At 66.9% G+C, this 25,532-nt stretch carries 27 protein-coding genes; 5 read left to right on the top strand and 22 right to left on the bottom strand.

Annotated features, from left to right (window positions below; all coding sequences use genetic code 11):
* Nucleotides 1-19 precede the first annotated feature (19 nt).
* The 9 genes from H977_RS0111095 to H977_RS0111055 form a co-directional block, all read right to left on the bottom strand.
* Nucleotides 20-478, bottom strand: coding sequence for a pyridoxamine 5'-phosphate oxidase family protein (locus H977_RS0111095; protein WP_051288793.1), 459 nt, complete (start codon nucleotides 476-478; stop codon nucleotides 20-22).
* A 78-nt stretch (nucleotides 479-556) separates the two neighbouring features.
* Nucleotides 557-1,198: a hypoxia response regulator transcription factor DosR/DevR gene (gene dosR, locus H977_RS0111090; RefSeq protein WP_029107928.1), complete on the bottom strand. Its 642-nt coding sequence runs from the start codon at nucleotides 1,196-1,198 to the stop codon at nucleotides 557-559.
* Nucleotides 1,199-1,208: 10 nt separating this feature from the next.
* The gene (locus H977_RS32940; RefSeq protein ID WP_196808211.1) at nucleotides 1,209-1,655 is read right to left on the bottom strand and encodes a universal stress protein; all 447 of its coding nucleotides are present in this window, start codon (nucleotides 1,653-1,655) and stop codon (nucleotides 1,209-1,211) included.
* A 22-nt stretch (nucleotides 1,656-1,677) separates the two neighbouring features.
* Nucleotides 1,678-2,661 carry an Acg family FMN-binding oxidoreductase gene (locus tag H977_RS0111080; protein WP_029107927.1) on the bottom strand — a complete coding sequence of 328 codons (984 nt, stop codon included), beginning with the start codon at nucleotides 2,659-2,661 and terminating at the stop codon, nucleotides 1,678-1,680.
* An 81-nt stretch (nucleotides 2,662-2,742) separates the two neighbouring features.
* Nucleotides 2,743-3,627, bottom strand: coding sequence for a polysaccharide deacetylase family protein (locus H977_RS0111075; RefSeq protein ID WP_029107926.1), 885 nt, complete (start codon nucleotides 3,625-3,627; stop codon nucleotides 2,743-2,745).
* An 80-nt stretch (nucleotides 3,628-3,707) separates the two neighbouring features.
* On the bottom strand, nucleotides 3,708-5,021 hold the full coding sequence (phoH2, locus tag H977_RS0111070) for an RNA 5'-3' helicase PhoH2 (RefSeq protein WP_029107925.1): 1,314 nt from the start codon (nucleotides 5,019-5,021) through the stop codon (nucleotides 3,708-3,710).
* Between the two features lie 200 nt (nucleotides 5,022-5,221).
* Nucleotides 5,222-6,049: an acyl-ACP desaturase gene (locus H977_RS0111065; RefSeq protein ID WP_029107924.1), complete on the bottom strand. Its 828-nt coding sequence runs from the start codon at nucleotides 6,047-6,049 to the stop codon at nucleotides 5,222-5,224.
* Nucleotides 6,050-6,125: 76 nt separating this feature from the next.
* A complete protein-coding gene (locus H977_RS0111060) occupies nucleotides 6,126-7,589 on the bottom strand; it encodes a glycine hydroxymethyltransferase (RefSeq protein ID WP_029107923.1) in 1,464 nt (487 codons plus the stop codon).
* 153 nt (nucleotides 7,590-7,742) lie between these two features.
* Nucleotides 7,743-8,984 carry a hypothetical protein gene (locus H977_RS0111055; RefSeq protein ID WP_029107922.1) on the bottom strand — a complete coding sequence of 414 codons (1,242 nt, stop codon included), beginning with the start codon at nucleotides 8,982-8,984 and terminating at the stop codon, nucleotides 7,743-7,745.
* Between the two features lie 30 nt (nucleotides 8,985-9,014).
* Here H977_RS0111055 and coaA point away from each other — a divergent pair, with 30 nt between their 5' ends.
* Nucleotides 9,015-9,953, top strand: coding sequence for a type I pantothenate kinase (gene coaA / locus H977_RS0111050; RefSeq protein ID WP_029107921.1), 939 nt, complete (start codon nucleotides 9,015-9,017; stop codon nucleotides 9,951-9,953).
* A gap of 79 nt (nucleotides 9,954-10,032) precedes the next feature.
* Here the strand turns inward: coaA and H977_RS0111045 are convergent, their stop codons facing one another.
* The 4 genes from H977_RS0111045 to H977_RS0111030 form a co-directional block, all read right to left on the bottom strand.
* Complete coding sequence (locus H977_RS0111045; RefSeq protein WP_029107920.1) at nucleotides 10,033-10,446, bottom strand: hypothetical protein; 414 nt, start codon at nucleotides 10,444-10,446, stop codon at nucleotides 10,033-10,035.
* Nucleotides 10,447-10,567: 121 nt separating this feature from the next.
* Nucleotides 10,568-11,005: a hypothetical protein gene (locus tag H977_RS0111040; protein ID WP_029107919.1), complete on the bottom strand. Its 438-nt coding sequence runs from the start codon at nucleotides 11,003-11,005 to the stop codon at nucleotides 10,568-10,570.
* Between the two features lie 136 nt (nucleotides 11,006-11,141).
* Entirely contained in the window at nucleotides 11,142-12,515 is a 1,374-nt protein-coding gene (locus H977_RS0111035) for a hypothetical protein (protein WP_029107918.1), read from the bottom strand.
* Nucleotides 12,516-12,530: 15 nt separating this feature from the next.
* Nucleotides 12,531-13,322 carry a (2Z,6E)-farnesyl diphosphate synthase gene (locus H977_RS0111030; protein WP_029107917.1) on the bottom strand — a complete coding sequence of 264 codons (792 nt, stop codon included), beginning with the start codon at nucleotides 13,320-13,322 and terminating at the stop codon, nucleotides 12,531-12,533.
* A 56-nt stretch (nucleotides 13,323-13,378) separates the two neighbouring features.
* Between H977_RS0111030 and trhA the strand changes: the two genes are divergently transcribed.
* Nucleotides 13,379-14,122 (top strand): PAQR family membrane homeostasis protein TrhA, encoded by a 744-nt coding sequence (gene trhA / locus H977_RS0111025; RefSeq protein WP_029107916.1) that lies wholly within the window; start codon nucleotides 13,379-13,381, stop codon nucleotides 14,120-14,122.
* A gap of 62 nt (nucleotides 14,123-14,184) precedes the next feature.
* Here trhA and H977_RS0111020 read toward each other — a convergent pair whose 3' ends face one another.
* Genes H977_RS0111020 through mca form a run of 4 tightly spaced genes read right to left on the bottom strand, consistent with a single transcriptional unit; the run spans nucleotide 14,185 to nucleotide 17,726 of the window.
* Entirely contained in the window at nucleotides 14,185-14,559 is a 375-nt protein-coding gene (locus H977_RS0111020; RefSeq protein ID WP_029107915.1) for a nuclear transport factor 2 family protein, read from the bottom strand.
* Between the two features lie 26 nt (nucleotides 14,560-14,585).
* Nucleotides 14,586-16,601 carry a thioredoxin domain-containing protein gene (locus H977_RS0111015; RefSeq protein WP_051288791.1) on the bottom strand — a complete coding sequence of 672 codons (2,016 nt, stop codon included), beginning with the start codon at nucleotides 16,599-16,601 and terminating at the stop codon, nucleotides 14,586-14,588.
* Complete coding sequence (locus tag H977_RS0111010) at nucleotides 16,561-16,863, bottom strand: hypothetical protein (RefSeq protein WP_036475697.1); 303 nt, start codon at nucleotides 16,861-16,863, stop codon at nucleotides 16,561-16,563. Before H977_RS0111010 ends, H977_RS0111015 begins: the two co-directional genes overlap by 41 nt.
* The gene (gene mca / locus H977_RS0111005) at nucleotides 16,860-17,726 is read right to left on the bottom strand and encodes a mycothiol conjugate amidase Mca (protein ID WP_029107912.1); all 867 of its coding nucleotides are present in this window, start codon (nucleotides 17,724-17,726) and stop codon (nucleotides 16,860-16,862) included. Before mca ends, H977_RS0111010 begins: the two co-directional genes overlap by 4 nt.
* Nucleotides 17,727-17,837: 111 nt before the next feature.
* Here mca and H977_RS0111000 point away from each other — a divergent pair, with 111 nt between their 5' ends.
* The 3 genes from H977_RS0111000 to H977_RS0110990 all read left to right on the top strand — a co-directional run bounded on the left by H977_RS0111000 (nucleotide 17,838) and on the right by H977_RS0110990 (nucleotide 19,695).
* Nucleotides 17,838-18,260: a DUF4307 domain-containing protein gene (locus H977_RS0111000; RefSeq protein WP_029107911.1), complete on the top strand. Its 423-nt coding sequence runs from the start codon at nucleotides 17,838-17,840 to the stop codon at nucleotides 18,258-18,260.
* Between the two features lie 235 nt (nucleotides 18,261-18,495).
* Nucleotides 18,496-18,990 (top strand): transcription elongation factor GreA, encoded by a 495-nt coding sequence (greA, locus tag H977_RS0110995; protein WP_029107910.1) that lies wholly within the window; start codon nucleotides 18,496-18,498, stop codon nucleotides 18,988-18,990.
* Nucleotides 18,991-19,026: 36 nt separating this feature from the next.
* Entirely contained in the window at nucleotides 19,027-19,695 is a 669-nt protein-coding gene (locus H977_RS0110990; protein ID WP_029107909.1) for a GOLPH3/VPS74 family protein, read from the top strand.
* 71 nt (nucleotides 19,696-19,766) lie between these two features.
* Here H977_RS0110990 and H977_RS0110985 read toward each other — a convergent pair whose 3' ends face one another.
* The 5 genes from H977_RS0110985 to H977_RS0110965 all read right to left on the bottom strand — a co-directional run bounded on the left by H977_RS0110985 (nucleotide 19,767) and on the right by H977_RS0110965 (nucleotide 25,510).
* Nucleotides 19,767-20,924, bottom strand: coding sequence for a cystathionine gamma-synthase (locus H977_RS0110985; protein ID WP_029107908.1), 1,158 nt, complete (start codon nucleotides 20,922-20,924; stop codon nucleotides 19,767-19,769).
* Nucleotides 20,925-21,005: 81 nt separating this feature from the next.
* Nucleotides 21,006-21,557 (bottom strand): TM2 domain-containing protein, encoded by a 552-nt coding sequence (locus H977_RS0110980; protein WP_029107907.1) that lies wholly within the window; start codon nucleotides 21,555-21,557, stop codon nucleotides 21,006-21,008.
* Nucleotides 21,558-21,688: 131 nt separating this feature from the next.
* Nucleotides 21,689-22,780, bottom strand: a complete 1,092-nt coding sequence (locus H977_RS0110975) for a DUF2189 domain-containing protein (protein ID WP_029107906.1) — start codon at nucleotides 22,778-22,780, stop codon at nucleotides 21,689-21,691.
* A gap of 268 nt (nucleotides 22,781-23,048) precedes the next feature.
* Complete coding sequence (locus H977_RS0110970) at nucleotides 23,049-24,443, bottom strand: cystathionine beta-synthase (protein WP_029107905.1); 1,395 nt, start codon at nucleotides 24,441-24,443, stop codon at nucleotides 23,049-23,051.
* Between the two features lie 29 nt (nucleotides 24,444-24,472).
* Nucleotides 24,473-25,510, bottom strand: a complete 1,038-nt coding sequence (locus tag H977_RS0110965) for an alpha/beta hydrolase (RefSeq protein ID WP_029107904.1) — start codon at nucleotides 25,508-25,510, stop codon at nucleotides 24,473-24,475.
* Nucleotides 25,511-25,532: the final 22 nt, after the last annotated feature.

Genomic DNA, 25,532 nt, shown 5'->3' with positions numbered 1-25,532 from the left:
ACAAAGCTCGCCCGATACCTCACCCGGCGGCCGGCTCGGGGCCGAACCGGAATCGGCGGCCGGTGACGCGGAGCGAGGTCACCCGCACCCAATGCGGTTTCGCCATCGCCGTCCACGGCAGTAGCTGCGCCCGCTCGGCTCCTTCGATCTCCTCGTCCGTGCGCAGGGTCTGCGCGACCCCTTGCACGATCACGCTCCAGCCTTCGGCTGCGTTGTGATCGTCTACCTCGAACAACACACGGCGATTGATTGCCGCGCTGATCAGTTTCGTTCCTTCCGCGGTCCGGAACAGGACGGTGCGGTCCTGCACCGCGAAGTTGACCGGAAAGATGTTCGCCTCGTTGTCCACGGTGGTGACGATCCTGCCGAGCGTCACGCTTCCCAACAACCGCCAGCACTCCGTCTCGGAGAGAATCGTGACCGGCTCACCGCGCGTTGACAATTCGGCTCCCGGGACGGTGATCACATCAAGACTCATAGCCGCGAGATTAGCTACCGAGGAGATCGCGCCGACATGGGAGAAATGCCCTTTTGTCGGGGACCAAAGTCCCTGGCATCAATCATGATTACGGCGGTCCAGTGTGGACGCGAACACCGCGGCCTGCGTGCGGCGTTCCATGCCCAGCTTGGCGAGTAACCGCGACACGTAGTTCTTGACGGTCTTCTCGGCGAGGAACATCCGGGCCGCGATCTGCCGGTTGGTCAGGCCCTCCCCCAGCAGATCCAGCAGCACCCGCTCCTGTTGGGTCAGCCCGGCCAGCGGATCGGAACGCTCGGCGTCGCCGCGCAGTTTGGCCATCAGTGCGGTGGCGGCGCGGTTGTCCAGCAGCGACTTCCCCGCGCCGACGTCCTTGATCGCCTGGGCCAGTTCCATGCCCTTGATGTCCTTGACCACGTAGCCGCTGGCACCCGCCAAGATGGCATCCAGCATGGCTTCGTCGGAGGTGAACGAGGTCAACATCAGGCAGCGCAGATCGGGCATGCGCGACAACAGATCTCGGCACAGCTCGATGCCGTTGCCGTCGGGCAGGCGCACATCGAGCACCGCGACGTCGGGTGCCAGCGCGGGCACCCGGGCCAGCGCCTGTGCCACCGAGTCGGCCTCGCCGATCACGTCCAGCTCAGGGTCGGCGCTGAGCAGGTCGATCAGCCCGCGGCGAACCACCTCATGGTCGTCGACCAGAAAAACTCTGATCATTACCCGAGTCTCACAACCGGTGGCGCCGATCGCAAGTGAGCACTGCACAACCGGTGCTCGCCAACGCCGTCCGCAACGCAGCCGAATCCGGATGGTCGGCGCCGAGCACGAGCACCTGAGCCGACGCCGGATGTGCCGCCAGGTATTCCGCAGCGCCGGTATAGCCGTCGATGCTCTCCACCTCGAGATCCGGGGATCGCTTCAGCGCGCGGGCCAGCCGGCGCTCCAGCTGCGCCTGAGACAGCCGGTCGCGCTCGGCGACGGCACTCGCGTCGTACATCTCGCGGTGCCGGGCTCCCCACGTGGTCAGCACCCGCAGCGGCGCGCCGCGCCGAACGGCCTCCTCGATCGCGGTGTGCAGCGCGTCATTGCTCGTGGTGCGGCCATCGGCCTCGACCACGACGGCGGCGGTCGCGGTGATGGTGGCGGCGGCAGGGTCGATCAGGGTGTCGGTCACGGTCATCTCCTATTCCGGGGTCTCAGGATTCGAAGGTCAGGATGGCGTCGACGGGCCGGCGCGGCGTGGGCGGCGGTGCGTCGGTGATCGTCGGGGCGATGCCGATCCGTACCAGCAGTTGCGGGCAGGCGTCGCGGTCGATCAGGCTTGCGATGATGTCGCGGCTGGCGTGCAACTCGGTCACGTGGCTCACCGGGCAGGTGCTCAGACCCGAGAGCGTGCACTCCAACAGCAGCGCCGAGAGGGCCTCGCCCGCATCGAAGGCGTCTGCGCGGCTGTACCCGTCGGTGGAGAGTACGACCAGGGTGGCCGAATCGTCGCGGACGGTGGGACGCCGATCGGTGTGTGCGGTGACCGGGAATGTGCGCGCCACCGCCACCCGCTCACTTTCGGCGGCCGACACCAGGGAGCTCTGCGGGATGCCATCTTCGGTCGCGAACGGTGTTGTCCACCAAGCCAGTTCGGCGTGGTAGGCGGAATCGTAGAGACGCAGCGACTCGGTCAGCTCCGCAGCCTCTGCCACGACGTCGCGCATGTCCTCGGCCACCACGTCCAGATGTACGGGGCTGTCGGGCATCCGCGCCCGCAACAACGTTTCGAAGGAATCCCAGTCCACGTACCCCGTCATCGGCAGGCGGTCGGTGCGCCGGGCCAGGATCGCATCGGCCCTCCGGCAGTGCGCATCCGTGACGAAGTCCATCGGCGAAAACTGAAGCGTCGCCAGATGATCGAGGTCGTTCGGGTTGGGGAAGCGATCGACGGCAGTGGCCCAGCCGGCCGCGGCCATGGCGACCCGCAGGTGGTCCAGCAGCACACCGCAGCTGATGATCGCTTCACGCGACGACCGGTCGGTCGCCGTCACCACCCGATTGGGATCGAGATGCAGCTGCAGGCAATCACCTTGGACCACCAGCCGCCACGGTTGGGTGTTGTGCAGTGAAGGTGCCCGCGATGCCAACTGCACCGCACGGGTGAGGGTCGCTGTATCGAACATCGTGTGAGGCATGCTTCAAGCCTCGTCGCGACCGAGCCCGCCGGTTAGGGTCTTTGGTCCTCAAACCGGCGCGATGTGCGTCTCACACGCGTCTCATGCCCCGTTGTTGGGGCCGCCGGAGTTCGCTCCGGGGATGTCGGTGATGGGGAAGTTCGGCATCGGCGCGGGTGAGGGTGTCGCGGGCAGCGACGGAATCTCCTCCGGCGGGATGTCCTTGAGCGCCTCGGCCGGTGGCACTGGCGGGCCGTTCTCCCGGCTGCCGTAACTGGTGCCCGGTTCGCGCTCACCGAGCATGTGGCTGACCGTCACCAGGTGGTAGCCGTTGGCCTTGAGCACCGGGATGAACTGGTACACCAGGTCCACGGTCGACGAGTAGGTGTCGTGGAACAGCACCACGTTATTGGGCCTGATCTGGGTCATCAGCATGTAGCGGGTAGCCGCCGTGTTGGCGTCGTTGGCCCAGTCGAACGGGATCACGTCCCAGTTGATGTCGGCCAGACCCTGCTTGCGCGCCTCTGCCAGCACCTGGTCGTTGACCAGCCCGCCTGCCGTGCGAACCAGCTTCGGCCGTTGGCCCGTCGCGGCCTCGATGGCATCGCTGGCCTTGCTGAACTGCGCGGGGATCTCCTCGGGCGGGATGGTGGTCATGTTGGGGTGTTCCCAGGTGTGGCTGCCCAGTTCCATCCCGGCCTCGACCACCCGCTTGGCGCCCTCGGGATTGGCGGCGACCTTGTTGCCGATCTCGAAGAAGGTGGCCTTGGCGTCGTTGTCCTTGAGGATCTGCAAGAGCCGGTCGGTGTACGGGCCGGGGCCGTCGTCGAAGGTGAGTGCGATGCACTTCTCGGTCGCACAGTCCACGTGATCGGGATCGTCCCGGCGGATGTGCCCGGTGAGCACCCCCACCACCAGAACCACCACGGCGGCGGTCACGCCGACGACAGTCCACCGCCACGCCTGACTTTTGGGTAGCCTCGCCACTCCGGCAGCCTACCGGCCTGCGATTTGGGTGCGTTCGGTAACTCCTGGCGTTACCGAACGCACCCAAATCACTCAGGGAATCAGGGCAGGGCGCCGGGACTGAACTCCTCCAGCATTTCGGTGACCAGTGCGGCGATCGGCGAGCGTTCGCTGCGCTGCAGCGTGATGTGGGCGAACAAGGGGTGACCCTTGAGCTTCTCGATCACCGCCGCGACGCCGTCGTGACGACCCACCCGAAGGTTGTCACGCTGGGCCACATCGTGGGTGAGCACCACCCGCGAACCCGCGCCGAGCCGCGACAGCACCGTCAGCAGCACGTTGCGTTCCAGTGACTGCGCTTCGTCGACGATCACGAACGAGTCGTGCAGGGACCGGCCCCGAATGTGGGTCAGCGGAAGCACTTCCAGCATTCCGCGGGACAGCACCTCATCGAGGACCGCAGAACTGGCCAACCCTTCGAGGGTGTCGAAGACGGCCTGGGCCCACGGACCCATCTTCTCGCTCTCGCTGCCCGGCAGATAGCCGAGATCCTGTCCACCGACCGCGTACAGCGGACGGAACACCACCACCTTGCGTTGGGTGCGACGTTCCAGCACGGCTTCGAGGCCCGCGCACAACGCCAGCGCGGATTTGCCGGTGCCGGCCTTTCCGCCGAGCGACACGATGCCGACCGATTCGTCGAGCAGCAGATCGAGGGCGACGCGTTGTTCGGCTGACCTTCCCCGGAGGCCGAACACTTCGCGATCACCGCGTACCAGCTGCACCCGCTTCTCGGCATTGACCCGACCGAGCGCCGACGAACTCCCACTGAGTAACCGAATTCCGGTGTGGCAGGGCAGATCCCGGGCCTCGGTGAGATCGATCTCACCGTCGGCGAACAGGGCGTCGATCTCTTCCGCCGCCACATCGAACTCGGTCATACCGGTCCAGCCCGACACCACGACATCCTGCGCGTGGTACTCGTCGGCGGCCAGGCCGACCGCGCCGGCCTTGACGCGGAGCGGGATGTCCTTGCTCACCAGCGTGACTTGTTTACCCTCCGCAGCGAGATTGGCTGCGCATGCGAGGATCCGGGTGTCGTTGGTCTCGGTGCGAAAGCCCGTGGGCAACACCGACTGGTCGATGTGATTCAACTCGACCTGCAACGTACCGCCTTCTGCGCCAACAGGAATCGGCTGATCCAGCCGTCCATGCTCAAGACGCAGATCATCGAACATCCGCAGCGCCTGCCGGGCGAACCAGCCCAGCTCGTGGTGGTGCCGTTTGGCTTCCAGCTCGCTGATCACGACCAGCGGGACCACCACTTCATGCTCGGCGAACCGGTTGCATGCCCATGGATCGGACAGCAACACGGACGTGTCGAGCACATAGGTACGGACAGGAGTTTCAGTCACGTGGCGCTCCTAGAACCCGCGCGGCCCCACACGAGTTTCTCGGTGGACACTGCGGCACCAGGACCGGAGCCGGTCCTCTCGAGATCAAACCGATCGGTACCGTCCGGACAGCAGAGCATGTCGCTAGCCATCGGATTCGACGCTACTCCCGCCTCGGCGGGGTTGCTGGCTGGCGCGCCGCGTGATTGACGCCCGCCGCGTTACGTGTTGATGAACTCCTGGAGCGCGGGTTCATCAGCCAGGCCCCATGCGGTGATCCGGTCGGAGATGACCTGGGCCAAGGCGGGCTTGTCGAAGATGCCGGCCTCGGCCACCAGCGCGACCTTGTCCTGGTAGGCGTCGATGTCTGCGCCGATCAGGTCGAGTTCGCGGGCGCGGGCGGCGATGGCCGCCACGGTCTCGTCGCGGTGGGTGCCCAGCACGTGCGTCACCAGGTTGGCGAAGAACAGTTCGTGACGTTCCTCGTCGCGGGCGATGCGGTCGATCAGTGCACCCAGGACCGGCTCGGTGACCTGCGCGCGCAGGTTGCGGCTGAACACGGCGTGGGCGCGCTCGAAGTACGCCATGAACACCAGCGTCTCGATCTGGCTGTAGCGGTCGGCGCGGTAGCCCTTCATCACGTGCTCGACGCGGACGTCCTCGTTGGCCGTCGGGTCGATCTCGCGGGTGACGACGAGGTAGTTGCGCAGGGCGACGGCGTGCAGGTGTTCCTCGGCCGTCCAGCGGCCCAGGAAGCGGCCCCACTTCTCGTCGAGGATGAAGTGCTCGACGAGCTCGCGGTGGTAGCCGGACAGATTGTCCTTGGTGATCAGCAGGATCTCCGAGGCGTCGGTGACGTTCTTGGGCAACGTCACCTGCGACGGATCCCAATCCTGACCACCGAGGAAGGCGAAGTTCTCACCCTGGTCGAACGGCACGTAATCGTGTGCGTACCAGAGATCCTCGGTGTCCAGGTGGCGACGCAGCTCTGCTTCGACAACCGGCTCGAGTTCAAGGGTCAGCGCGTTAGCGACAGGTTTCTGTGCCATGAGGTAACTGTAACCCGGGTTCACATGTTCTTGAAAGTCGGGCCGCTGTGTGTCGCGGCCCGACTCAGAGGGATGGTCAGAGGGTCAGGCCGGGGTACAGCGGGTTGGCGTCGAGCAACTCGGCCGAGGCCGCGTGCACGCGGTCGGCGGTGCCGTCGGCCAGCTTGTATTTCGCCTTGGACGCACCTTCGGGCTGCGTGTTGGACAGCACCTCGACGATCAGCTCGGCGACGCGGTCGAAGTCGTCGGCGCCGAATCCGCGGCTCGTCAGCGCCGGGGTGCCCAGCCGGATGCCGCTCGTGTACCAGGCGCCGTTGGGGTCGGCCGGGACCGCGTTGCGGTTGGTGACGACGCCGGCGTCCAGCAGTGCGGACTCGGCCTGCCGCCCGGTCAGCCCGAACGAGCGCACGTCCAGCAGCACGATGTGGTTGTCGGTACCGCCGGTGACCAGACCCGCGTCACGCTTGACGAAGCCGTCGGCCAGCGCCTGGGCGTTGTCCGCGACCTGCTGGGCGTAGGTCTGGAAGGCCGGCTGACGTGCTTCGGCCAGGGCGACGGCCTTGGCCGCCATGACGTGGCTCAGCGGCCCGCCCAGCACCATCGGGCAGCCCTTGTCGACGGCAGGCGCGAACTCCTCGGTGGCCAGCACCATGCCGCCGCGCGGACCGCGCAGCGACTTGTGGGTGGTGGTCGTGGTGACGTGGGCGTGCGGCACCGGGTTCTCGTCACCGGTGAACACCTTGCCTGCCACCAGGCCGGCGAAGTGCGCCATGTCGACCATGAGGGTGGCGCCGACCTCGTCGGCGATCTCGCGCATCTTCGCGAAGTTCACCCGCCGCGGATAGGCCGAGTAGCCCGCGACCAGCACCAGCGGCTTGAACTCACGGGCCGCGGCAGCCACGGCGTCGTAGTCGAGGAAACCCGTCTCGGGATTGGTCCCGTAGCTGTGCTGGTGGAACATCTTGCCGGAGATGTTGGGCCGGAAGCCGTGGGTGAGGTGCCCGCCGGCATCCAGCGACATCCCGAGGAGGCGCTGGTTGCCCAGCTTGCTGCGCAGGGTCTCCCAGTCCGCCTCGGACAGGTCGTTGACGTGCTTGGCGCCCAGCTCGGCCAGGCCGGGGGCCTCGACCTTGGTGGCCAGGATGGCCCAGTAGGCAACGAGATTGGCGTCGATGCCGGAGTGGGGCTGAACGTAGGCGTAGGGGGCGCCGAACAGTTCGCGGGCGTGCTCGGCGGCAAGGGCCTCGACGGTGTCGACGTTCTGGCAGCCCGCGTAGAAGCGGTGCCCGACGGTGCCCTCGGCGTACTTGTCGGAGAACCAGGTGCCCATGGTGAGCAGCACGGCCGGCGAGGCGTAATTCTCGCTCGCGATCAGCTTGAGCGAATCGCGTTGATCGGCAAGCTCTTTGCGGGTGGCTGCCGCGACCCGGGGCTCGACGGATTCGATGACCTGCAGTGCGGCCTGATAGGCGGCGCTTGAGGTGTCGGCGTACTCGGCGCCGGAAGCCGCGGGCAAGGTGGATGACGAGTCTGCTGCCATGGGTTTTAGCCTAGTCGAGGGCTCACGGGCGATTCTCCCGGCTCATGTGTGTTGAGCAGCTGACTGGCACTCCCGTGCGTTCGTCGTTTCCGACACCACGGTCGTCGCCGCTCACGATGCACAGCCCAGGCGTCGAAACGAGGCCGACGGGGCTCAGCCCCGCAATGTCGACGGGATCAGCGGCTCATCGAGCAGCCGGCCGAAACGCTGGGTCAGCGACACACCGTCGGGCCGGTCGTCCAACCAGGCCCGCAGCAACCGGTAGCCCTCGATGTAGGTGCTGGTGTAGGCCCGCCACAACGGCGAGGACAGGAACCGCAGCGTCTGGCGCGCCCGGGTGTCGTCGATCAGCAGCCATCGCTTGAGGAACTCGGCCACCTCGTCGACGTCGCGATGCTCGTCGTGCAGCATCAGCGCGGCGTCCTGACGCACGTCGGCCAGCCCGGCGACCGCGTCCGAGATGGCCTCGGCGCGCTCCCCGTCGAACCGCAGGCCGAGGTCGGCGTAGATATCGGCCGCCCACGTCCCCCATCCGGGCCCGACGATGGCATGCAACGCCAGGTCGGCCAAGCCCTCGGCCATCAGGCATTGCGGGGTGTTGACGAGGAAGATCGTCTGTTCCAGTTCGCCGTCGCGGGCCACCAGCCCGGCCTCTTTGCGGCAGTGCTCGGTGTGGTGGCCCGGGTAGGACTCGTGGGCCACCAGCCGCGGCAGGTTGGCCATCTGTTGTTTGAGGTCGGCGTTGACCGCGACCGTGGACTGGTAATCGCCCAGGTAGTAGTTGAACCCCGACCACGGCTTGTCGGTGACCACCTCATAGGTGATGGTCTCGGTCTCCGGCAACGGGTACACGGCCCGCACCTTGTCGCGCAGCGCCGAGGAGAACGCGTGGATGCACTCCTCGAGGCGGGCCGGCGGGATCTCGTCTCCGCTGCGGTGCGCCTGAATCCGTTCGGCCAGTGGACCGGTGCCGCCGAGTGCGTCGTCCAGCTTGGCGTGGGCCTGGCGGTAGCGCTCCGGATCGCCCTTGGCGATCCGCACGTCGAAGTAGGCCTGCACCTCGTCGACGAAACCGACCTGCTCGCCGGCGAACTTCCGGCCCGCGCAGTTGAGCGCACGCAGGTGCGCGGCGATGTATTCGGCGCGGTCGTGTTCGAGGTCGTCGGGGATCAGGGTGAGTAACCGGTCGGCCTGCCGGGCCAGATCGGCCGGGTCGGGCGCAGGCTCGTTCTCCACCGCACGGCGCAGCTGGGGGTCACCGGTGAAGGAGTCGACATAACCGTCCTCGACGCGGTCGAAGCGCAGGCCGAGAAGCAGATACTCGCGAATCAGAGTGGCCGAATCCGTCACCGTGCCGGTTCCGGAGCCCGTCGTTTTCTCGATCCCGTTAGCCATGCCCACAACCGTAGATGCAAGACTGGCCGAATGCCGCGGCCGAGCGAGCCGAGCCCCTATGTGGAGTTCGACCGAAGTCAATGGCGTGCACTGCGCATGTCGACACCGCTGAAACTCACCGAGGACGAGCTCCTGCGCCTACGGGGTATGGGCGAGAAGCTCGACATCCTCGAAGTCGAAGAGGTCTATCTGCCCCTGGCCCGGTTGATCCACCTGCAGGTGGCCGCCCGGCAGCGGTTGTTCGCCGCGACGGCGGAGTTCCTCGGTGAGCCGCAGCAGAATCCGGACCGGCCGGTGCCGTTCGTCATCGGTGTGGCGGGCAGCGTGGCGGTCGGAAAATCGACCACCGCCCGTGTGCTGCAGGCCCTGCTGGCCCGCTGGGGTCACCATCCTCGGGTCGACCTGGTGACCACCGACGGATTTCTCTACCCGAACAAGGAGCTCAACCGCCGGAACCTCATGCACCGCAAGGGTTTCCCGGAGAGTTACGATCGGCGCGGCTTGATGCGGTTCGTCACCGCGGTGAAATCCGGGGCCGACGAGGTGTGTGCACCGGTGTATTCACACCTGCTCTACGACATCGTGCCGGGTGAGATGCAGGTGGTGCGCCATCCCGACATCCTGATCCTGGAAGGGCTCAACGTTTTGCAGACCGGCCCGGCACTGATGGTGTCGGACCTGTTCGACTTCTCGGTGTACGTCGACGCGCGTATCGAGGACATCGAGCAGTGGTACATCTCCCGGTTCCTGACGATGCGCTCGACGGCGTTCGCCGATCCGGCCTCGCACTTCCACCACTATTCGACCCTGACCGATGAGCAGGCCGTGTTTGCCGCGCGCGACATCTGGCATTCGATCAACCGGCCCAATCTGATCGAGAACATCCTGCCGACGCGGCCGCGGGCCACCCTGGTCCTGCGCAAGGATTCCGACCATTCGATCAACCGGCTGCGCCTGCGCAAGCTGTAGCCCGCTCGCGCCGAATGGCCGGTTATCTCACGGATTTCGGCAATCCGCGGGCAGTAACCGGCCACTCGAACGGTGTCGATCAGGCAGGAATCCTCCGCACCCCGACGTACTGCAGTTCGGCCATCGCCAGCGTGTAGATACCGGTGCCGATGACGAACACGACGCCCGCTGTGGTCAGCGACATGGTGAACACGGCGGCCAGTGCGATCACGGTGCAGGCCGCGTTGGCGATCACCGTGCCGATGCCTGCGGGACGCACCCGCTCTATGCCGGCAAGGGCGAACACCGCGATGCCGTAGAGGACCGAGAAGACGCCGACGCCGTATTCGACGGATCGCGGCAGGCCGGTCAGGTCGGCGAACCACCCGGCGGCGGCCAACAGCGCGATCCCGCTGATGCCGACGAGGACTGCGTCGAGCCGCATGGCCAGGCGCAGCAGCGAATCGGTTGAGTTCCTGGTGCCTGCGGATCCGGTGGCGGTGATGGCGGACATGATTCTCCTTCTTTCGTGGTGATTTCCTGTGGTGCATCGACTTTTCGAGCGCTGGAGCACGGTGCGGGGATGCTCGCCGTAACCTCTTCCGGCGGGCACCCCGCACCGGCTCGGGAAGGAGTCACGCCAGCCGGCGCACTCCGCGGTATTGCAGCCAGGCCAACACCAGGTTGGCGCCGACGAATCCGAGCACCAACTCGTCGCCGGTCGGGGTCAACGGCAACCAGTCGGTCACGATCGCGGCGACCGTGGTGATCGTGAAGGCCACGTTGCCGGCGAGGACGGCGACGCCCACGCGGCGGACCCGCGACACCGCGGCCAGTACGTACAGCAGGGCGCCATAGCCGACCAGGAACGCGCCGGCCAGCCACCCGGCGGTGGCGGAAAGCCCCGCGACGCGGGCCAGTTGATCGGCGGCCATGGCCACCAGCAGGCCGACTCCGGCACACACGGTGGCATCGGCGCGCAGGGCGAACCGCAGCAGGGAATCTTCCGCAGCTGCGGCCCCAGCCGCTGCGGCGGTGGCGTCGGATCGGGGTCGGTTCAGGATCGCGGTCATATCGGGCTCCTCGGCGATGAGGCTGTCGATCGGTGGAACATCTCCGACCTTGCCCACGAGGCGCTGCCAGATCGACGCCAAACACTGCCAAGCACTGCCAAGCCCAGGTCAGCGCTATTTCTGGAGGCGAGGCTCCCTATCGGCCAGTGGAGCCGACCGCCGGTGCCAGATCGCTGCGCAGGTCCGCGGCGATCACCCGCGCGGCGGCGTTCTGCCAGTTGTGCAGCGAGCGCTGCGGCACCTCGGTGACAAACCACTGCCACGCCTGCCGGGCGACCGGATCGAGGCCGGCCGCGGTGGCGTTCTGCGCGTAGGCGCGGACCCCGATGACGTAGGGGAAGTACAGCGAGTTGTAGTGGCGCCATTGCTCGGTGGTGCCGAAGTCTCCGCCGTCGCGGGGTTTGAGCGCGGCGATCCGGTCGGCCAGCAGAGCCTTGAGTTCATTGGCGCGTTCCAGCGGCTGATCCGGCGCTCCACGCTGCGCGAGCCGGGCATCGATCGCGGGCAGCGCGGTGAGCGGGCTGGCCACCAGTTTGGACAGATCGCCGTAGTGGCCGAGGGCGCGTCGCGTGAGCCGGGCGAACGCGTCGTCATCGATGCCGCCCAGCGGATGGTCCGATCGCAGCGGCAGCGCGGCCTCGGTCTGGCGCAGTGCTTCACGGTCGGCGCGAAGGTCCGGGGACCGGGAGAACGCCAGCCGGTCGAAGATCCCGGCCAGCGGATCGGCCAGCACTTCCACGGCGACGGCGACCGCCAGGCTGGTGAACAACAAGATCGTCATGACCGTGCGACCGGTCCCGGCATCGAGCACGGCCATGCCGATCAGGGCCTGGGCCGCGAACGGGACCGCGATGACGAGCGTGCCGATGATCGAGCGCCGCATGTCCGCCCGCAGCGCCTGACCCTCGTCGAAGGCATCCCAGATCGCGACCGCGACACCGAGCAGCGCCACGTCGAATCCCGTTGACGCCAGGGCCAGCCAGCTGGGCACCAACCCCAGCGGGATCACCAGGATCGCGTTGCCCAGCGCGAAGAACAGGGTCGCGACGATGATGAAGCCCACCACCGATCCCGGTTTGGCGCCGCCCAGCACGGCCTTGACCATGGCGCCCAAAGAGGACAGCGAGATCACCGCGAACATCACCCAGTGACCGGTGCGCAGCGGCCCGTCGACGCTGCCCGCGAGCCCCGCCCCGGCCAGTGCAAGCACCGCGACGGCGAAGATCGCCGCGACCTCACCCACGCGGGACCGGAAGGTGTCGGCCGGGCGCGCCAGTTCGACCATGACCGCGAACCAGGCGATACCCGGCAACGCCACCAGATAGATCTCGATACGGCTCAGCACTTCCGAGCCGGTCACCAGGCGGACTGCGTCGAGCGCGACCACGGCGGCGAAACTGGTCAGCCCGACCGCCGCGAGGACCAGGACGGGCTTACGCGGGTCGCGGGCAAGCAGGTACAGGCCCAGCCACCAGCTGAGCGTGAAGACCACTGCCGACAGCGCAGCCATGGCTCAAGTTTGGCACTACTTGCCGAATCGGCGGTGCCGGGCCGTGTAATCGCGCAGTGCCCGCAGGAAGTCGACGCGGCGGAACGCGGGCCAGTACGCCTCGGTGAACCACATCTCCGAATATGCGCTCTGCCACAACAGGAATCCGCTGAGCCGTTGCTCACCCGAGGTGCGGATGACCAGATCGGGATCGGGTTGCCCTGAGGTGTACAGGTTCTCGGAGATCCCCTCGACGGTGACGGCGTCCACGAGTTGTTCGGCAGTCGCACCGTTGGCCAGCTGCTTGGACAGCAGTGAGCGCACCGCGTCCACGATCTCCTGCCGTCCGCCGTAGGCCACGGCGACGTTCACGTGAAACTTCCCGTTTCTGCCGTTGGTCGACTCGACCGCCTCGCGGAGCCGGCGGGCCGGCTCCTCCCCCAACAACTCCAGGTCACCGACCATGCGCACGCTCCAGGTGTTGGAGGGCGCGCAGATCTCCTCGACCACGTCGGTGATGATCTCGAGCAGGGCGGACAACTCTTCGGGATCGCGTTGAAGGTTCTCGGTGGAGAGCAGATAGACCGTCGTCATCTCGATGCCCGCGGCCTGGCACCACCGCAGCATCTCGGCGATCTTGGCCGCGCCCATCCGGTAACCGATGCTGACATCGTCGTAACCTGCGTCACGCGCCCAGCGGCGGTTGCCGTCACACAACACGGCGATATGGCGAGGTAGCTCGGATTTGGACCGCGTCAGTTCCTGACGCAACCGCATCTCGTAGAGCCGATAGGCCGGTTCCTTGAGCCGCGGGGGAATGATGTCCACGAGAGTCCAGACTACTGTGAGCGTCGGGGTACACCATGGTTCTCAATGGAGGTGACATGACCGCGCCGACCGGTAGCACCAAGCCCTACCGTTCAGCGGCTGCGCTGAACCGGCCCGCAGAAGACCTGCCCGAGGCGGTCGCCGAAGGCGTCGCCCAATTCCTGGGCAGGCCACGGGCACGCGGCTGGATCCACGTGTACTCGGCGATCGTGGCGTTCATCGCCGGCGCGGCACTGGTATCGGTGTCCTGGTCGCTGGAGTCCACGCGGGCGGGCCTGGCCACGCTTCTCTACACCTTCACGATCGTGGCGATGTTCGCCGTCAGCGGCACGTACCACCGGGTGACGTGGAAATCACCCAGCGCCCGCAAGTGGATGAAGCGCCTCGACCACTCGATGATCTTCATCTTCATCGCCGGCAGCTATACCCCGTTCGCACTGCTGGCCCTGCCCGAATCCAAAGGCATGGTGCTGTTCTGGATCGTCTGGGGCGGGGCGATCGCCGGTGTGCTGCTCAAGATGTTCTGGCCGTCGGCACCACGCTGGCTCGGCGTACCGCTCTACATCCTGCTGGGCTGGGTGGCGGCCTGGTTCATCGGGCCGATCATGCACGGCGCCGGTGTGGCCGCGGTGGTGCTGCTGATCGTCGGCGGTGCGCTCTACAGCATCGGCGGTGTGCTGTACGCCCTCAAATGGCCCAACCCGTGGCCGACCACCTTCGGCCACCACGAGTTCTTCCACGCCTGCACCGCGGTGGCAGCGATCTGCCATTACATCGCCATGTGGTTCGCCGTCTTCTGACGCGAAAGCCCCGCATCACCGAAGCGATGCGGGGCTCTCGAATGCGGCTACCCAGAGTGCGGTCAGAGCTGCGTGATGTCGGCTGCCGACCAGTACGCCTTCATGGACGTGATCTTGCCGTCGGCGTCGAAGGTCATGACCTCCATGGGTTCGATGCGCATCGCGCCGCCGACGACGATGGAGAACAGGAACGCAGCCTCGTGTCCGCCGGGCCGGAACTTGAGCAGCTCGGTCGTGATCTCGGCGCCCGCCGCGGTCAGGTTCTTGTAGAAGCCCTCGATCGCTTGGCGCCCGATGTGGACCTCGCCACTGCCCACCGGATCCTCAAGCGTCGCGTCATCGGTGTACAGCGCGGCGACCTCGGCCGCGGAACCGCCTGCGACGGTGTCGAGGTAGCGCTTGACGAAGGACTCCAGGGCTGCGGCATCGTGGCTCATGGCCGCGAGGCTACACGTGCGCCACATCAGCCGTCTTGAGGTTCACCGCCCAGCGAGACAGCGAGTTCTCCGACCGTGGTGACGGGCAGATCGCACACGGTTCCACGACAGACGTAGGCGGCCTCGGCGCCGTCCACCCGGTCGCGTCCCTTCAGCAGCTCCGTCGAATCTGGGGCGCCGCCGATCACCAGTGCACCGCCGGGCGCCAGCCGCCGCGCGGCGGTCAAAAGGTCAGAGGACGGATCGCAGGCGACTGCCACCTGGATCGGTCCGCGCACCTGCGCCTCGGCGACCGCCAGCCAGTGCCCGCCGGATCGGGCCGCGCGGGCCAGGATCGGCGAGGCGGAGGACAAAGTCTCCTGTGCCGCATCGACATAGCGCTGCGAGCCGGTCAGGTATCCCGCCGCCTGCAGGGCCTCGGCGATCAGCGAGGCGCCCGATGGTGTCGCGCCGTCGATCGGATCGGCAGGACGCACCATCAGTTTCTCGGCGTCGTCGGCTGTGTCGAACCAGCGGCCGGGCTGATCGGGATCGGCGAAGTGCTCGAGTGCGATGTCGAGCAGACCAACCGCCTCGGACAGCCCGAAGCCGGTGAGCTGATACAGCGTCAGCAATGCGGTGGCAAGCGCCGCATGATCTTCCAGGATGGCCGCGCTCTGCCCCACCCGGCCACCGAGGCCGGCACGGCGCAACCGGCCGTCCACCACATGCAGATCGAGCAGACGGCGCGCACAATCGACTGCGGCAGAAAGAAATTCGGGGTGTTCGAGGGCCACCGACGCTTCGGCCAGCGCAGTGATGGCCAGCCCGTTCCAGGCGGTCACCACCTTGTCGTCGCGTGCGGGCTGGGGCCGCAGCGCGCGGGCCGCCAGCAGCGCCGCACGCACCGTCTCGAAACGGGACTCGTCGTCGGGATCGCCATGCAGTTGCAGCACCGAGGCGCCGTGCTCGAACGTCCCGCTCTGGTTCACGCTGAAAAGTGAAGCCGCCCAAGCTCCGTCGTCGTCCCCGAGGACCGAGCGCAGTTCGGCGGGTGTCCACACATAGGTCAGCCCCTCGTGCCCGCCCGCGTCGGCGTCCAGCGAGGAGGTGAACATGCCACCGGCACCCAGATCTGACAGTATGAACGCCGCAGTCTGTCGAGTCACCCTGCGCGCCAACGGATCTCCCGTACGACGCGCGAGGTGCGCGTACACCCTCAGCAGCAGCGCGTTGTCGTAGAGCATCTTCTCGAAGTGGGGCACCACCCAGTGGGGGTCGACACTGTAGCGGGCGAATCCACCGGCCAGCTGGTCATAGATGCCGCCGCGGGCCATCGCCGAACATGTGCGTCGCACGGCGGTCAGGGCCGCGGTGGAACCGGTGCGTTCATGGTGGCGCAGCAGGCCCTCCAACAAAGCCGACGGCGGGAACTTCGGCGCGCCGCCAAAGCCGCCGTACGTCTCGTCCTCGTCTTGCAGCGCCGCCGCCACCGCGTGGTCGCACAACTCGGTGCCCACCGGCGCCCCGCCGCCCGGCAGCCCGGCGGACATCGAGCGTAGTTCGGTGGCGATCTGATCCGAGGCGCGCTCCACCTCGTCGCGCCGGTCCCGCCAGGTTTCGGAGACCGCGTCCAACAGTTGCAGGAACCCGAGCTTCGGGTAGTACGTGCCGCAGAAGAACGGTCGGCCGGTGGGAGTCAGGAAGCAGGTCATGGGCCAGCCGCCCTGCCCGGTCAGCGCCACGGTGGCGTTCATGTACACCGCGTCCAGATCGGGACGCTCCTCACGGTCCACCTTGATGCAGACGAATCCGTCGTTGAGCACCGCGGCCACCTCGGCGTCGTCGAACGACTCGTGCGCCATCACATGGCACCAGTGACACGCCGCGTAGCCGATGGACAGCAGGATGGGAACATCCCGCGCGGCGGCTTCGGCGAGCGCCTCGGGCGTCCACTCTCGCCAGTGCACCGGATTGTCGGCGTGCTGGCGTAGGTACGGGCTGGTGGACCCGCCGAGCGTGTTACCCGCCACCCGGCTCCCGTGGCTGACCGTTGTGGTCATCGGGACTGCTGTTCACCGCGTCGCCGTCAGGGTTCTCGACCGTGCCGTCGTCGGCGGCCTGATCGGGCTCGGGGTGTTCGGGGTCGAACGATTCGGGCAGCTTGCGCAGATGCCGGTTCATCGACCAGACCAACGCGAAGGTGCCGATCAACAGCGCCACGGTGATCAGCAGGCCGAGCGGAGTCGCCTTGCCGAACTCGGGTCCGGTGTTGCGCGGCTCGTCGGCGAGCAGGGTGACCACTGCGGTCAATGTGTCGATCATTTCTCAATCCCGGTGAACAGGTCGTCTTCCGGCAGATTCACCGGCACACGTGACCGCGCCAACTCGAACTCCTCCGTCGGCCAGAGCCGCTGCTGCCACTCGATCGGCGCTTGGAAGAAATCGCCTTTCGGGTCGATCTGGGTCGCGTGCGCGCGCAGCGCATCGTCGCGCTGGCTGAAGTACTCCGAGCATTCAACACGGGTGGTGATCCGGTTGGCGAATATGTCGTGATCGGGGTCCCAGTGCTCCAGCCATTTGGCGAAGGGACCTGTTTGCCCGTTCTTGGCGAACTCGTCCTGCAGCAGCTGCATGCGCTGACGCAGGAAGCCATGGTTGTAGTACAGCTTCGACACGCTCCACGGCATCCCCGCGTCGGGATACAGCCGGTAGTCGGCGGCCGCTTCGTACGCCGCCACCGACACCTCGTGGCAACGAATGTGGTCGGGATGCGGGTAGCCACCGTTCTCGTCATACGTGGTCAGCACGTGCGGCTTGAACTCGCGGATCACCCGGACCAGCCGGGCAACCGGCTCGGCCAGCGGCACCAGCGCGAAGCAACCCTCCGGCAGCGGGGGCGGCGGGTCGCCCTCGGGCAAGCCCGAGTCGACGAAGCCCAGCCAGTGATGCTCCACGCCGAGGATCTCGGCTGCCTTCGCCATCTCGTCCCGGCGCACCTCGTGGATCCGGCCGTGAACCTCGGGAAGGTCCATCGCCGGATTGAGAATGTCGCCACGCTCGCCGCCGGTGAGCGTCACGACCATGACGCGCACACCTTCGGCCGCATAGCGCGCGGTGGTTGCCGCACCCTTGCTCGACTCATCGTCCGGGTGGGCATGCACCGCCATCAACCGCAGTTCACTCATGTCGCTTTCATCTAACTACGGCGTCCTCTTACCTAATCCCTGTACCCAAACCTTCAGCCCACTGCCTGGGCTGCGGCGACTGATCTGTCTGGCCCTATAGTTCCAGTTCTGATGGTCGAACGCCCCGCCGCCCGCTACGGATCCCGCCAAATGTCCCGGCAGACCCGGCGCTGGATCACGTTCGCGCTGGTCGCGCTGGTGGTCGTGGCAGGTGTGATCCTCGCGGTCGTGGCCTTCCAGCGGTTGGGCACCGGGGAGGTGAAGGGCGAGCTCTCGGCCTACGAACTGATCGACGACCAAACCGTCGCGGTGACCATCGGGGTGACCCGCCCCGACCCGTCGAAGCCCGTGGTGTGCATCGTGCGGGCCCGCTCCATCGACGGCAGCGAAACCGGCCGGCGCGAGGTCCTGGTCGGCCCGTCCGATCAAACGGTGGTACAGGTGACCACGGAGGTCAAATCCAGCCGACGCCCCGTGATCGGGGACGTCTACGGCTGCGGGACGGATGTGCCGTCCTACCTGGTAGCGCCCTGATTTTTACATCCGCAACCCACGTCGGACAGCCATTAAATGAAGATTCGTTGGCCGCTCGGTGGTACGATTGTGCGATACACGGTTCCTCGCTGGGGCCGTGTATTGCTGCATTAGCACTCGGTTTGGTGCTTACGCCCGCGGCAATACACGCGCCGTCCCCGGCCGGAAGCAACGGACTTCGTACGCGAGGAAGGCGCACGAGCGCCGCACGCAAGACAGACAGGAGCGCGAGAACATGACCGACACACAGGTCACCTGGCTCACTCAGGATGCATTCGACCGGTTGAAGGCGGAGCTGGATCAGCTGATCGCCAATCGACCGGTGATCGCCGCCGAGATCAACGACCGCCGCGAAGAGGGCGATCTGCGCGAGAACGGCGGCTACCACGCCGCCCGCGAGGAGCAGGGCCAGCAGGAGGCCCGTATCCGCCAGCTGCAGGAGCTGCTCAACAACGCCAAGGTCGGAGAGGCACCCAAGCAGTCCGGTGTCGCGCTTCCCGGTTCGGTCGTCAAGGTGTACTACGACGACGACAAGAACGACACCGAGACGTTCCTGATCGCCACCCGCCAGGAGGGCATCAGCGTCGGCAAGCTCGAGGTGTACTCCCCCAACTCACCGCTGGGCAGTGCCTTGATCGATGCCAAAGAGGGCGAATCGCGCACCTACACCGTGCCCAACGGCAACACCGTGAAGGTCACGCTGGTCAGCGCCGAGCCCTACCACGCCTGACGGGCCGCCCCAGGGCGACGCACTACAGTCGGGGAAATGGCGCAAATCGCCGAAGACCTGTTCTTGCTGTTGCTGGACAACGCAGCCGCGCAACCCGGTCTCGACCGTCACCGCAGGCAGAAGGTGCTCAGCGCCGCGGTACTGCTCGATCTGGCGTATGCCTGCCGCATCCGCCCGGCGATGGCGGGCGAACCGATCGAGGCGGGTCGGCTGATCGCGCTGGCCGGCAACTGGCCGGCCGATCCGGTCGGCGACCCGGCATTCGAACTACTGCGACGCCGGCCGCTCGCCGCTGACACCGCACTGGCGAAGCTGAGCAAGCACACCCAGCCCGCCCTGGAGCAGCATCTCGAACGCCTGGGGCACATCCGCCGCGTCCGCATGCCCGGCAAAGGCTTTCCGGGCAGGACGGCGTACTGCTGGCCGCTGACCGACCGGGAGCGGGTGAGTCAAACGCGGGCGGCCCTGATGGCCGCGTTGTTCGACGGCCATAACCCGGTGCCATCGATCGCGGCGGTCATCTGCCTGCTCCATGCGGTCGACGGGCTGGGTGCCGTTCTCAGCCTCAACGACCGGGGCTGGCGGTGGGTACATGCCCGGTCCACCGAAATCGCCACGGGCAGTTGGGTGGACGAGACCGCGTCGGCACTGCCGGAGATGAATCTGGCGATGACGACGTCGGCGCTGCGTCCTGCCCTGATGTGATTCCCTGACGCGAACAGACGCGTAGGTACCTGGAAATCAACGGTTTTCGGTACCCACCCGCCTGCCCGGCGTCACTTGCCGAGCGCCTGCTCCAGGTCGGCCAGCAGATCGGCGGCGTGCTCGATGCCCACCGACAGGCGCACCAGGTTGTCCGGCACTTCCAGCTGAGAACCCGCGGTCGACGCATGCGTCATGGCCCCCGGGTACTCGATCAGCGACTCGACCCCACCCAACGACTCGGCGAGAATGAAAAGCTCGGTCCGCGAGCACAATTCACGTGCGGCGCGTGGTCCACCACGCAGCTGCAGGCTCACCATGCCACCGAAACCGGACATCTGGCGCGCGGCGACATCGTGGTTGGGATGGCTGGCCAGACCGGGATAGAGCACCGTCTCGACCGCCGGATGCCCGTCGAGGAATTCGGCGATGAGCGCGGCGTTCTCGCTGTGCTGACGCATCCGCAGCACCAGCGTCTTGAGCCCACGCATGGTCAGGTACGCGTCGAACGGCCCCGGCACCGCGCCGGCCCCGTTCTGCAGGAACGCGAATGCCGCGTCGAGTTCCTCGTCGTTGGTCAGCAGCGCGCCGCCCACCACATCCGAGTGCCCGCCGATGTACTTGGTGGTGGAGTGCAGCACGATGTCAGCGCCCAGCAGCAGCGGCTGCTGCAGCGCCGGTGAGGCAAATGTGTTGTCCACCAACACTTTGATGCCCGCCGACGATGCGATCTGCACGATCGCGGCGATGTCGGCCACACTCAGCAGCGGGTTGGTCGGGGTCTCCACCCAGATCATCCGGGTGCGCGGGGTCAGCGCCGACCGCACCGCGTCCAGGTCACTCAGCGGGACGGGGGTATGCGTGACGTTCCACTGCGAGAACACCTTGTCGATGAGCCGGAACGTGCCGCCGTAGGCGTCGTCGGGGATCACCACGTGGTCGCCGGGCCGCAGCACCGCGCGCAGCGCACAGTCGGTGGCGGCCATGCCCGAGGCGAAGGCCCGTCCGTAGGAGGCCTCCTCGACAGCGGCCAGCGCCGCTTCCAGGGCCTGCCGGGTCGGGTTGCCGGTGCGGGCGTATTCGAATCCGCCGCGCAGCCCGCCGACGCCGTCCTGGGCGAAGGTCGAACTGGCGTAGATCGGGGTGTTGACGGCTCCGGTGCCCGGGTCGGGTCGGTAACCGGCGTGGATGGCTTTTGTGGCCAGACCGTGCCACCTGCGCTGTTCACTCATAACGCGTCGAGCCTATCGGGGTGGGCGCGGGCGCGCCCGGCCCACCACCTCTAATCCGGGCGCGGTGGTCACCGCGGCGGGTCAGTTACGCAGCTTGCGCCCGTACTGGTCTGGGATGGATCGGGTGAACATCATCACCGCATCCACCAACGCCCAGATCCCGACGCCCACGCAGATGAAGATTCCGACGATCAGCCATGACGTGATGATGCCGAGGATGGTCAGCCCCAGCTGGATCGCGCCGATGTTGGTGGAGCCGATGTAGAAACGTCCGACGCCCAAACCACCCAGGAAGAACTGCAGGAGACCGGCGGTGATGGCGGACTTGTCGGACAACGGCTCGCCGGTGAGCGGATCACGACCGTACGGCGCCGACGGGTCCATGGCGTAGGCACCGTAGGGCTGCGGCTGGCCCTGGTACCCCGGCGGCGGACCGGGCGGCGGGTAGCCGCCCGGCTGGCCCTGGGGCGGATACCCGCCGTAGGGCGGAAACCCTTGCGGCGGCATGCCTTGTGGCGGGACACCCTGCGGAGGCAGACCCTGCGGAGGCAGACCCTGCGGGGGCATTCCCTGCGGGGGCATGCCCTGCGGCGGCATCCCGTACATATCTCCGGGCTGGTTTGGCATAGACATTGGGGCCACGACTTTCTCGAATGCACCGAGCGGTTGGGATCGGCAGGCTTGCTCACATGATGTCACGGACCACAACGCCCACGGCGCGGGCGTTTCTGCCCTGTGCGCCGTGGGCGTCGAGTTCGGTTCTACTACTGGGACAGCGGTGCCACCTGGCCGCCGCTGAGCCGACGCCAGGCATACACCTGGATCAACAGAACGAGCGGGATCGCCACGATGAGGCCGAGCCCGCACGGGATCGCACCGACGATCGCGATGGCGATCATCACGAGCACGGTGAGCAGCACGGTCCCGAAGTTGGGCTTCACGAGTTCGAAGCTTGCCTTGACCGCGTCGACCGCCTTGAGATTGCGGTCCACTGCGGCCACCGTCGTGAACAGGAACAGAACACCCAGGATTACGTCGGCGATGAAAGCCAAAGGCATGGTGAGGAACCAGAGCCCGGGCACGAAGGCACTCGGGAGCTGCAGTACGAAGTTGACCGCGAACGTGATCGCACCGACGATCACCGTCGCAAGGACCACGTTGGTGACGTTGCGCGGCTTGAAGAACGATCCGATCGTCACCGGCTGACCATTGGCGATGTCGAGCAGACCCGAGGTGTAGGCCGCGGCGATCCATCCGCTGAGGATCAACATCACGATCCCGCCGACGAACATCACGATGGTGCCGGCGACACCGAGATTGCCTGAGGCCGCGAAGCTGAAGTCCTCGTCATAGGACTCATAGCTGCCGGCGGCCTCGGGCGACACCGCGGCTGCGATGAGAGTGATGACGACCCACACGGCAGCCGACGCCGCCCCGAACACCAGGCCCGGCACGATCAGTTCGACCGGATGCTTGAGGAACTTGTTCCAGGCCCATGAGAACGCGTCACCGATGTTGTAGGGCGCGACGCCGAAGCCGGGGCCACCGGCGGGCGGGTAGCCCGGGGCCTGATATCCCGATGGCGGATAGCCGCCGGGAGGCGGGTAACCCCCCGACGGGGGGTAACCACCGGGAGGCGGGTAACCACCGGGCGGCGGGTAGCCGCCACCTTGCGGCGGGGGTGGTGGCGGATAGCCACCCTGTTGCGGAGGTGGCGGGTAGCCGCCGGGAGGCGGAGGCGGCGGGTAACCGCCGGCGGGCGGTGGCGGGTAGCCACCCTGGGGAGGAGGTGGAGGCGGATATCCACCCTCTGGCGGCGGCGGGTAACTCCCGGGCGGGGGCGGTTGATCGGTCACGTCGAAAGCTCTCCTCATCTCGGATAGCGCTCCGCGAACGGACGCTACTTTCTGCCGGCACCTAGATGTACTGACTGCTCCACACGCAGATTACGCACCGTCAACCCGGTTTTGCAGGTCAACACGAGCGCATTCACCGAGCACAGCGGGACGGTTCTGGCCATGGGCAGCGATGGTCTCTGTGTTTGCCGGCCCTGGCGCAGCTCACCCTAACTGAGAAGTTGCTGGAGACAAGGTATTCCACGCGTCGACAGCCGCCGCGACGTGTCTAGTGCCTACCGCCACCATTGGACAGGAAGCCGAGCAGGTCGTGGCGGGTGAGCACGCCGACCGGCTTGCCCTCTTCGACGACCATCACCGCGTCGCATTCGCGCAGTGTCTTCGCCGCCGTGGAAACCAGCTCTCCCGCACCGATGAGCGGCAACGGCGGGCTCATGTGCTCGGCGACCGCGTCGGCCAGCTTCGCCCGCCCTTCGAACACCGCGGACAGCAGTTCTCGCTCGGAAACACTGCCTGCCACCTCGCCCGCCATCACCGGAGGCTCGGCGCCGACCACCGGCATCTGGGAGACGCCGTATTCGCGGAGGATGCCGATCGCGTCACGCACCGTCTCCGACGGGTGGGTGTGTACCAAGTCGGGCAGCGCACCGGACTTGCCGCGCAGCACGTCGCCGACGGTCGACTGTTCGATGGAACCGTCGAGCCGATTGCGCAGGAAACCATAGGACGACATCCAAGCGTCGTTGAAAATCTTTGAGAGATAACCGCGTCCGCCGTCGGGCAACAGCACCACGACGACCGAGTCGGGACCGGCCTTGCGAGCGACCTCCAGCGCGGCCACCACCGCCATGCCACAGGACCCACCGACCAGCAATGCCTCTTCGCGGGCCAGCCGTCGCGTCATGTCGAACGAATCGGCGTCGGACACGGCGATGATCTCGTCGGGGACCGCGGGATCGTAGGCCGACGGCCAGAAATCCTCACCGACGCCTTCCACCAGGTAGGGGCGGCCCGTGCCGCCGGAGTACACCGAGCCCTCCGGGTCGGCACCCACCACCTTCACTTGGCCGTCGGAGATCTCCTTGAGATAGCGGCCGGCACCGGTGATGGTGCCGCCGGTGCCGACGCCGGCGACGAAATGCGTCACCGTGCCGTCGGTGTCGGCCCAGATCTCCGGGCCGGTCGTCTCGTAGTGGCTCTCCGGCCCCATCGGGTTGGAGTACTGGTCGGGCTTCCAGGCGCCCTCGATCTCCTCCACGAGCCGGTTGGAGACGCTGTAGTAGCTGTCCGGATGGTCCGGCGGCACGGCCGTCGGGCACACCACAACCTCGGCACCGTAGGCGCGCAACACATTCTGCTTGTCCTCGCTGACCTTGTCGGGGCAGACGAAGATGCACTTGTAGCCGCGCAGCTGGGCGACCAGCGCGAGACCGACACCGGTATTGCCGGACGTCGGTTCGACGATGGTGCCTCCGGGCTTGAGCTCACCACTGGCCTCGGCGGCGTCGATCATCTTGGCCGCGATGCGGTCCTTGGAGCTGCCACCGGGGTTCAGGTACTCGATCTTGGCCAGGACCACCCCCGAGCCTTCGGGGACAACTGAGTTCAGCTGTACCAGCGGGGTATTGCCGATGAGCTCACTGATGTGCCTGGCGATGCGCATACGTCAATGGTCTCAGGCCCGCCGAGAGCTCACCAGGTGGCCTCTCGAATGTATTCGCCGATCTGGCGCAACGACCGCTTCGCTTCCGACACCAGGGGCGACGCGAGCTGGAAGACGTGCATCTGACCGGGCCAGATCCGCAGCTCGACCGGCACCCCGGCGGCTGCCAGCATGTGCGCCCCTTTGCGCGCATCGCTGAGCAGAACCTCCGAGCCGGACGCGTGGATCAGCGTGCGCGGCAGACCGGGCTCTACGTGATCGAGCGGCTCGTAGACCTGCTCGCCCTTGCGTTTGGCCGCGGCCTCGACGAGCTCGACGAGTGCGTCGAACGCCTTGGCCGGGAACATCGCGTCGGAGTGGATGTTCGGGTGGTTGGCCCGCGATTCGTTGTCGATCTCGAACAGTGGCGACATCGTCACGATGGCGGCGGGGACTTCGCCCTCGTCGAGCAGGCGCTCGGCGAGAGCCAGCGACAGGTAGCCGCCCGCCGAGTCGCCGGCCAGCACGATCTGGTCCGGTTCATAGCCGGTCAGCCGCAGCCACTGGTAGGCGTCGTAACAGTCGTCGATCGCGGTGCCCACCGAGTGCTTGGGGACCATGCGGTAGTCGACGACGAGCACCGGGCTGTCGGCATATCCCGACAGCGCGGTCACGATGCCGGAGTGTGTGTTGGCGCCACAGGCCAGGAACGCACCGCCGTGCAGGTACAGAATGACGCTGCGCTTCCCGTCGGCGGGCAGTACGCCGTCGGCGCGGACCAGCTGCGCGGTGCAGTGGGGCAACGCGATGGTGGCCTTGATGGTGCCCGGGACCGGGCGGAGCAGCCGCGCGGCGAAATTGACGAGCCCGAACGGCCACGGCAGATGCGGTACGTGGCTACCAATTGCCAATGTCGGTTTGATTGTCAGCATCGCCGCCAGCGAAGCCAATCGGCCGGCCAGACTCGGGCCGTCCTCGACCACCTCGACGGGTGCACCGTCACTGACCGGAAACCTACGCCCGCGGTACGCCCTAGCTGGGGCTATACCAGCATGATGAGACCTGGCTACCTTGCTCGGTGCAGTCATCGTCACCACTTCCTACGTCTTT

The organism is Mycobacterium sp. URHD0025 (assembly GCF_000426065.1).
GTDB lineage: Bacteria > Actinomycetota > Actinomycetes > Mycobacteriales > Mycobacteriaceae > Mycobacterium.
Note: the sequence above shows the minus strand (reverse complement) of the source record. Positions and strands in the feature narration are given on the sequence as shown.

What these genes read in the sequence shown, in the direction of transcription:
- H977_RS0111095 (WP_051288793.1), bottom strand. Translation starts at nt 478, where the DNA reads ATGAGTCTTGATGTGATCACCGTCCCGGGAGCCGAATTGTCAACGCGC.
- dosR (WP_029107928.1), bottom strand. Translation starts at nt 1,198, where the DNA reads ATGATCAGAGTTTTTCTGGTCGACGACCATGAGGTGGTTCGCCGCGGG.
- H977_RS0111080 (WP_029107927.1), bottom strand. Translation starts at nt 2,661, where the DNA reads ATGCCTCACACGATGTTCGATACAGCGACCCTCACCCGTGCGGTGCAG.
- H977_RS0111065 (WP_029107924.1), bottom strand. Translation starts at nt 6,049, where the DNA reads ATGGCACAGAAACCTGTCGCTAACGCGCTGACCCTTGAACTCGAGCCG.
- H977_RS0111060 (WP_029107923.1), bottom strand. Translation starts at nt 7,589, where the DNA reads ATGGCAGCAGACTCGTCATCCACCTTGCCCGCGGCTTCCGGCGCCGAG.
- H977_RS0111055 (WP_029107922.1), bottom strand. Translation starts at nt 8,984, where the DNA reads ATGGCTAACGGGATCGAGAAAACGACGGGCTCCGGAACCGGCACGGTG.
- coaA (WP_029107921.1), top strand. Translation starts at nt 9,015, where the DNA reads ATGCCGCGGCCGAGCGAGCCGAGCCCCTATGTGGAGTTCGACCGAAGT.
- H977_RS0111045 (WP_029107920.1), bottom strand. Translation starts at nt 10,446, where the DNA reads ATGTCCGCCATCACCGCCACCGGATCCGCAGGCACCAGGAACTCAACC.
- H977_RS0111040 (WP_029107919.1), bottom strand. Translation starts at nt 11,005, where the DNA reads ATGACCGCGATCCTGAACCGACCCCGATCCGACGCCACCGCCGCAGCG.
- H977_RS0111035 (WP_029107918.1), bottom strand. Translation starts at nt 12,515, where the DNA reads ATGGCTGCGCTGTCGGCAGTGGTCTTCACGCTCAGCTGGTGGCTGGGC.
- trhA (WP_029107916.1), top strand. Translation starts at nt 13,379, where the DNA reads ATGACCGCGCCGACCGGTAGCACCAAGCCCTACCGTTCAGCGGCTGCG.
- H977_RS0111020 (WP_029107915.1), bottom strand. Translation starts at nt 14,559, where the DNA reads ATGAGCCACGATGCCGCAGCCCTGGAGTCCTTCGTCAAGCGCTACCTC.
- H977_RS0111015 (WP_051288791.1), bottom strand. Translation starts at nt 16,601, where the DNA reads ATGACCACAACGGTCAGCCACGGGAGCCGGGTGGCGGGTAACACGCTC.
- H977_RS0111010 (WP_036475697.1), bottom strand. Translation starts at nt 16,863, where the DNA reads ATGATCGACACATTGACCGCAGTGGTCACCCTGCTCGCCGACGAGCCG.
- mca (WP_029107912.1), bottom strand. Translation starts at nt 17,726, where the DNA reads ATGAGTGAACTGCGGTTGATGGCGGTGCATGCCCACCCGGACGATGAG.
- H977_RS0111000 (WP_029107911.1), top strand. Translation starts at nt 17,838, where the DNA reads ATGGTCGAACGCCCCGCCGCCCGCTACGGATCCCGCCAAATGTCCCGG.
- greA (WP_029107910.1), top strand. Translation starts at nt 18,496, where the DNA reads ATGACCGACACACAGGTCACCTGGCTCACTCAGGATGCATTCGACCGG.
- H977_RS0110990 (WP_029107909.1), top strand. Translation starts at nt 19,027, where the DNA reads ATGGCGCAAATCGCCGAAGACCTGTTCTTGCTGTTGCTGGACAACGCA.
- H977_RS0110985 (WP_029107908.1), bottom strand. Translation starts at nt 20,924, where the DNA reads ATGAGTGAACAGCGCAGGTGGCACGGTCTGGCCACAAAAGCCATCCAC.
- H977_RS0110980 (WP_029107907.1), bottom strand. Translation starts at nt 21,557, where the DNA reads ATGTCTATGCCAAACCAGCCCGGAGATATGTACGGGATGCCGCCGCAG.
- H977_RS0110970 (WP_029107905.1), bottom strand. Translation starts at nt 24,443, where the DNA reads ATGCGCATCGCCAGGCACATCAGTGAGCTCATCGGCAATACCCCGCTG.
- H977_RS0110965 (WP_029107904.1), bottom strand. Translation starts at nt 25,510, where the DNA reads ATGACTGCACCGAGCAAGGTAGCCAGGTCTCATCATGCTGGTATAGCC.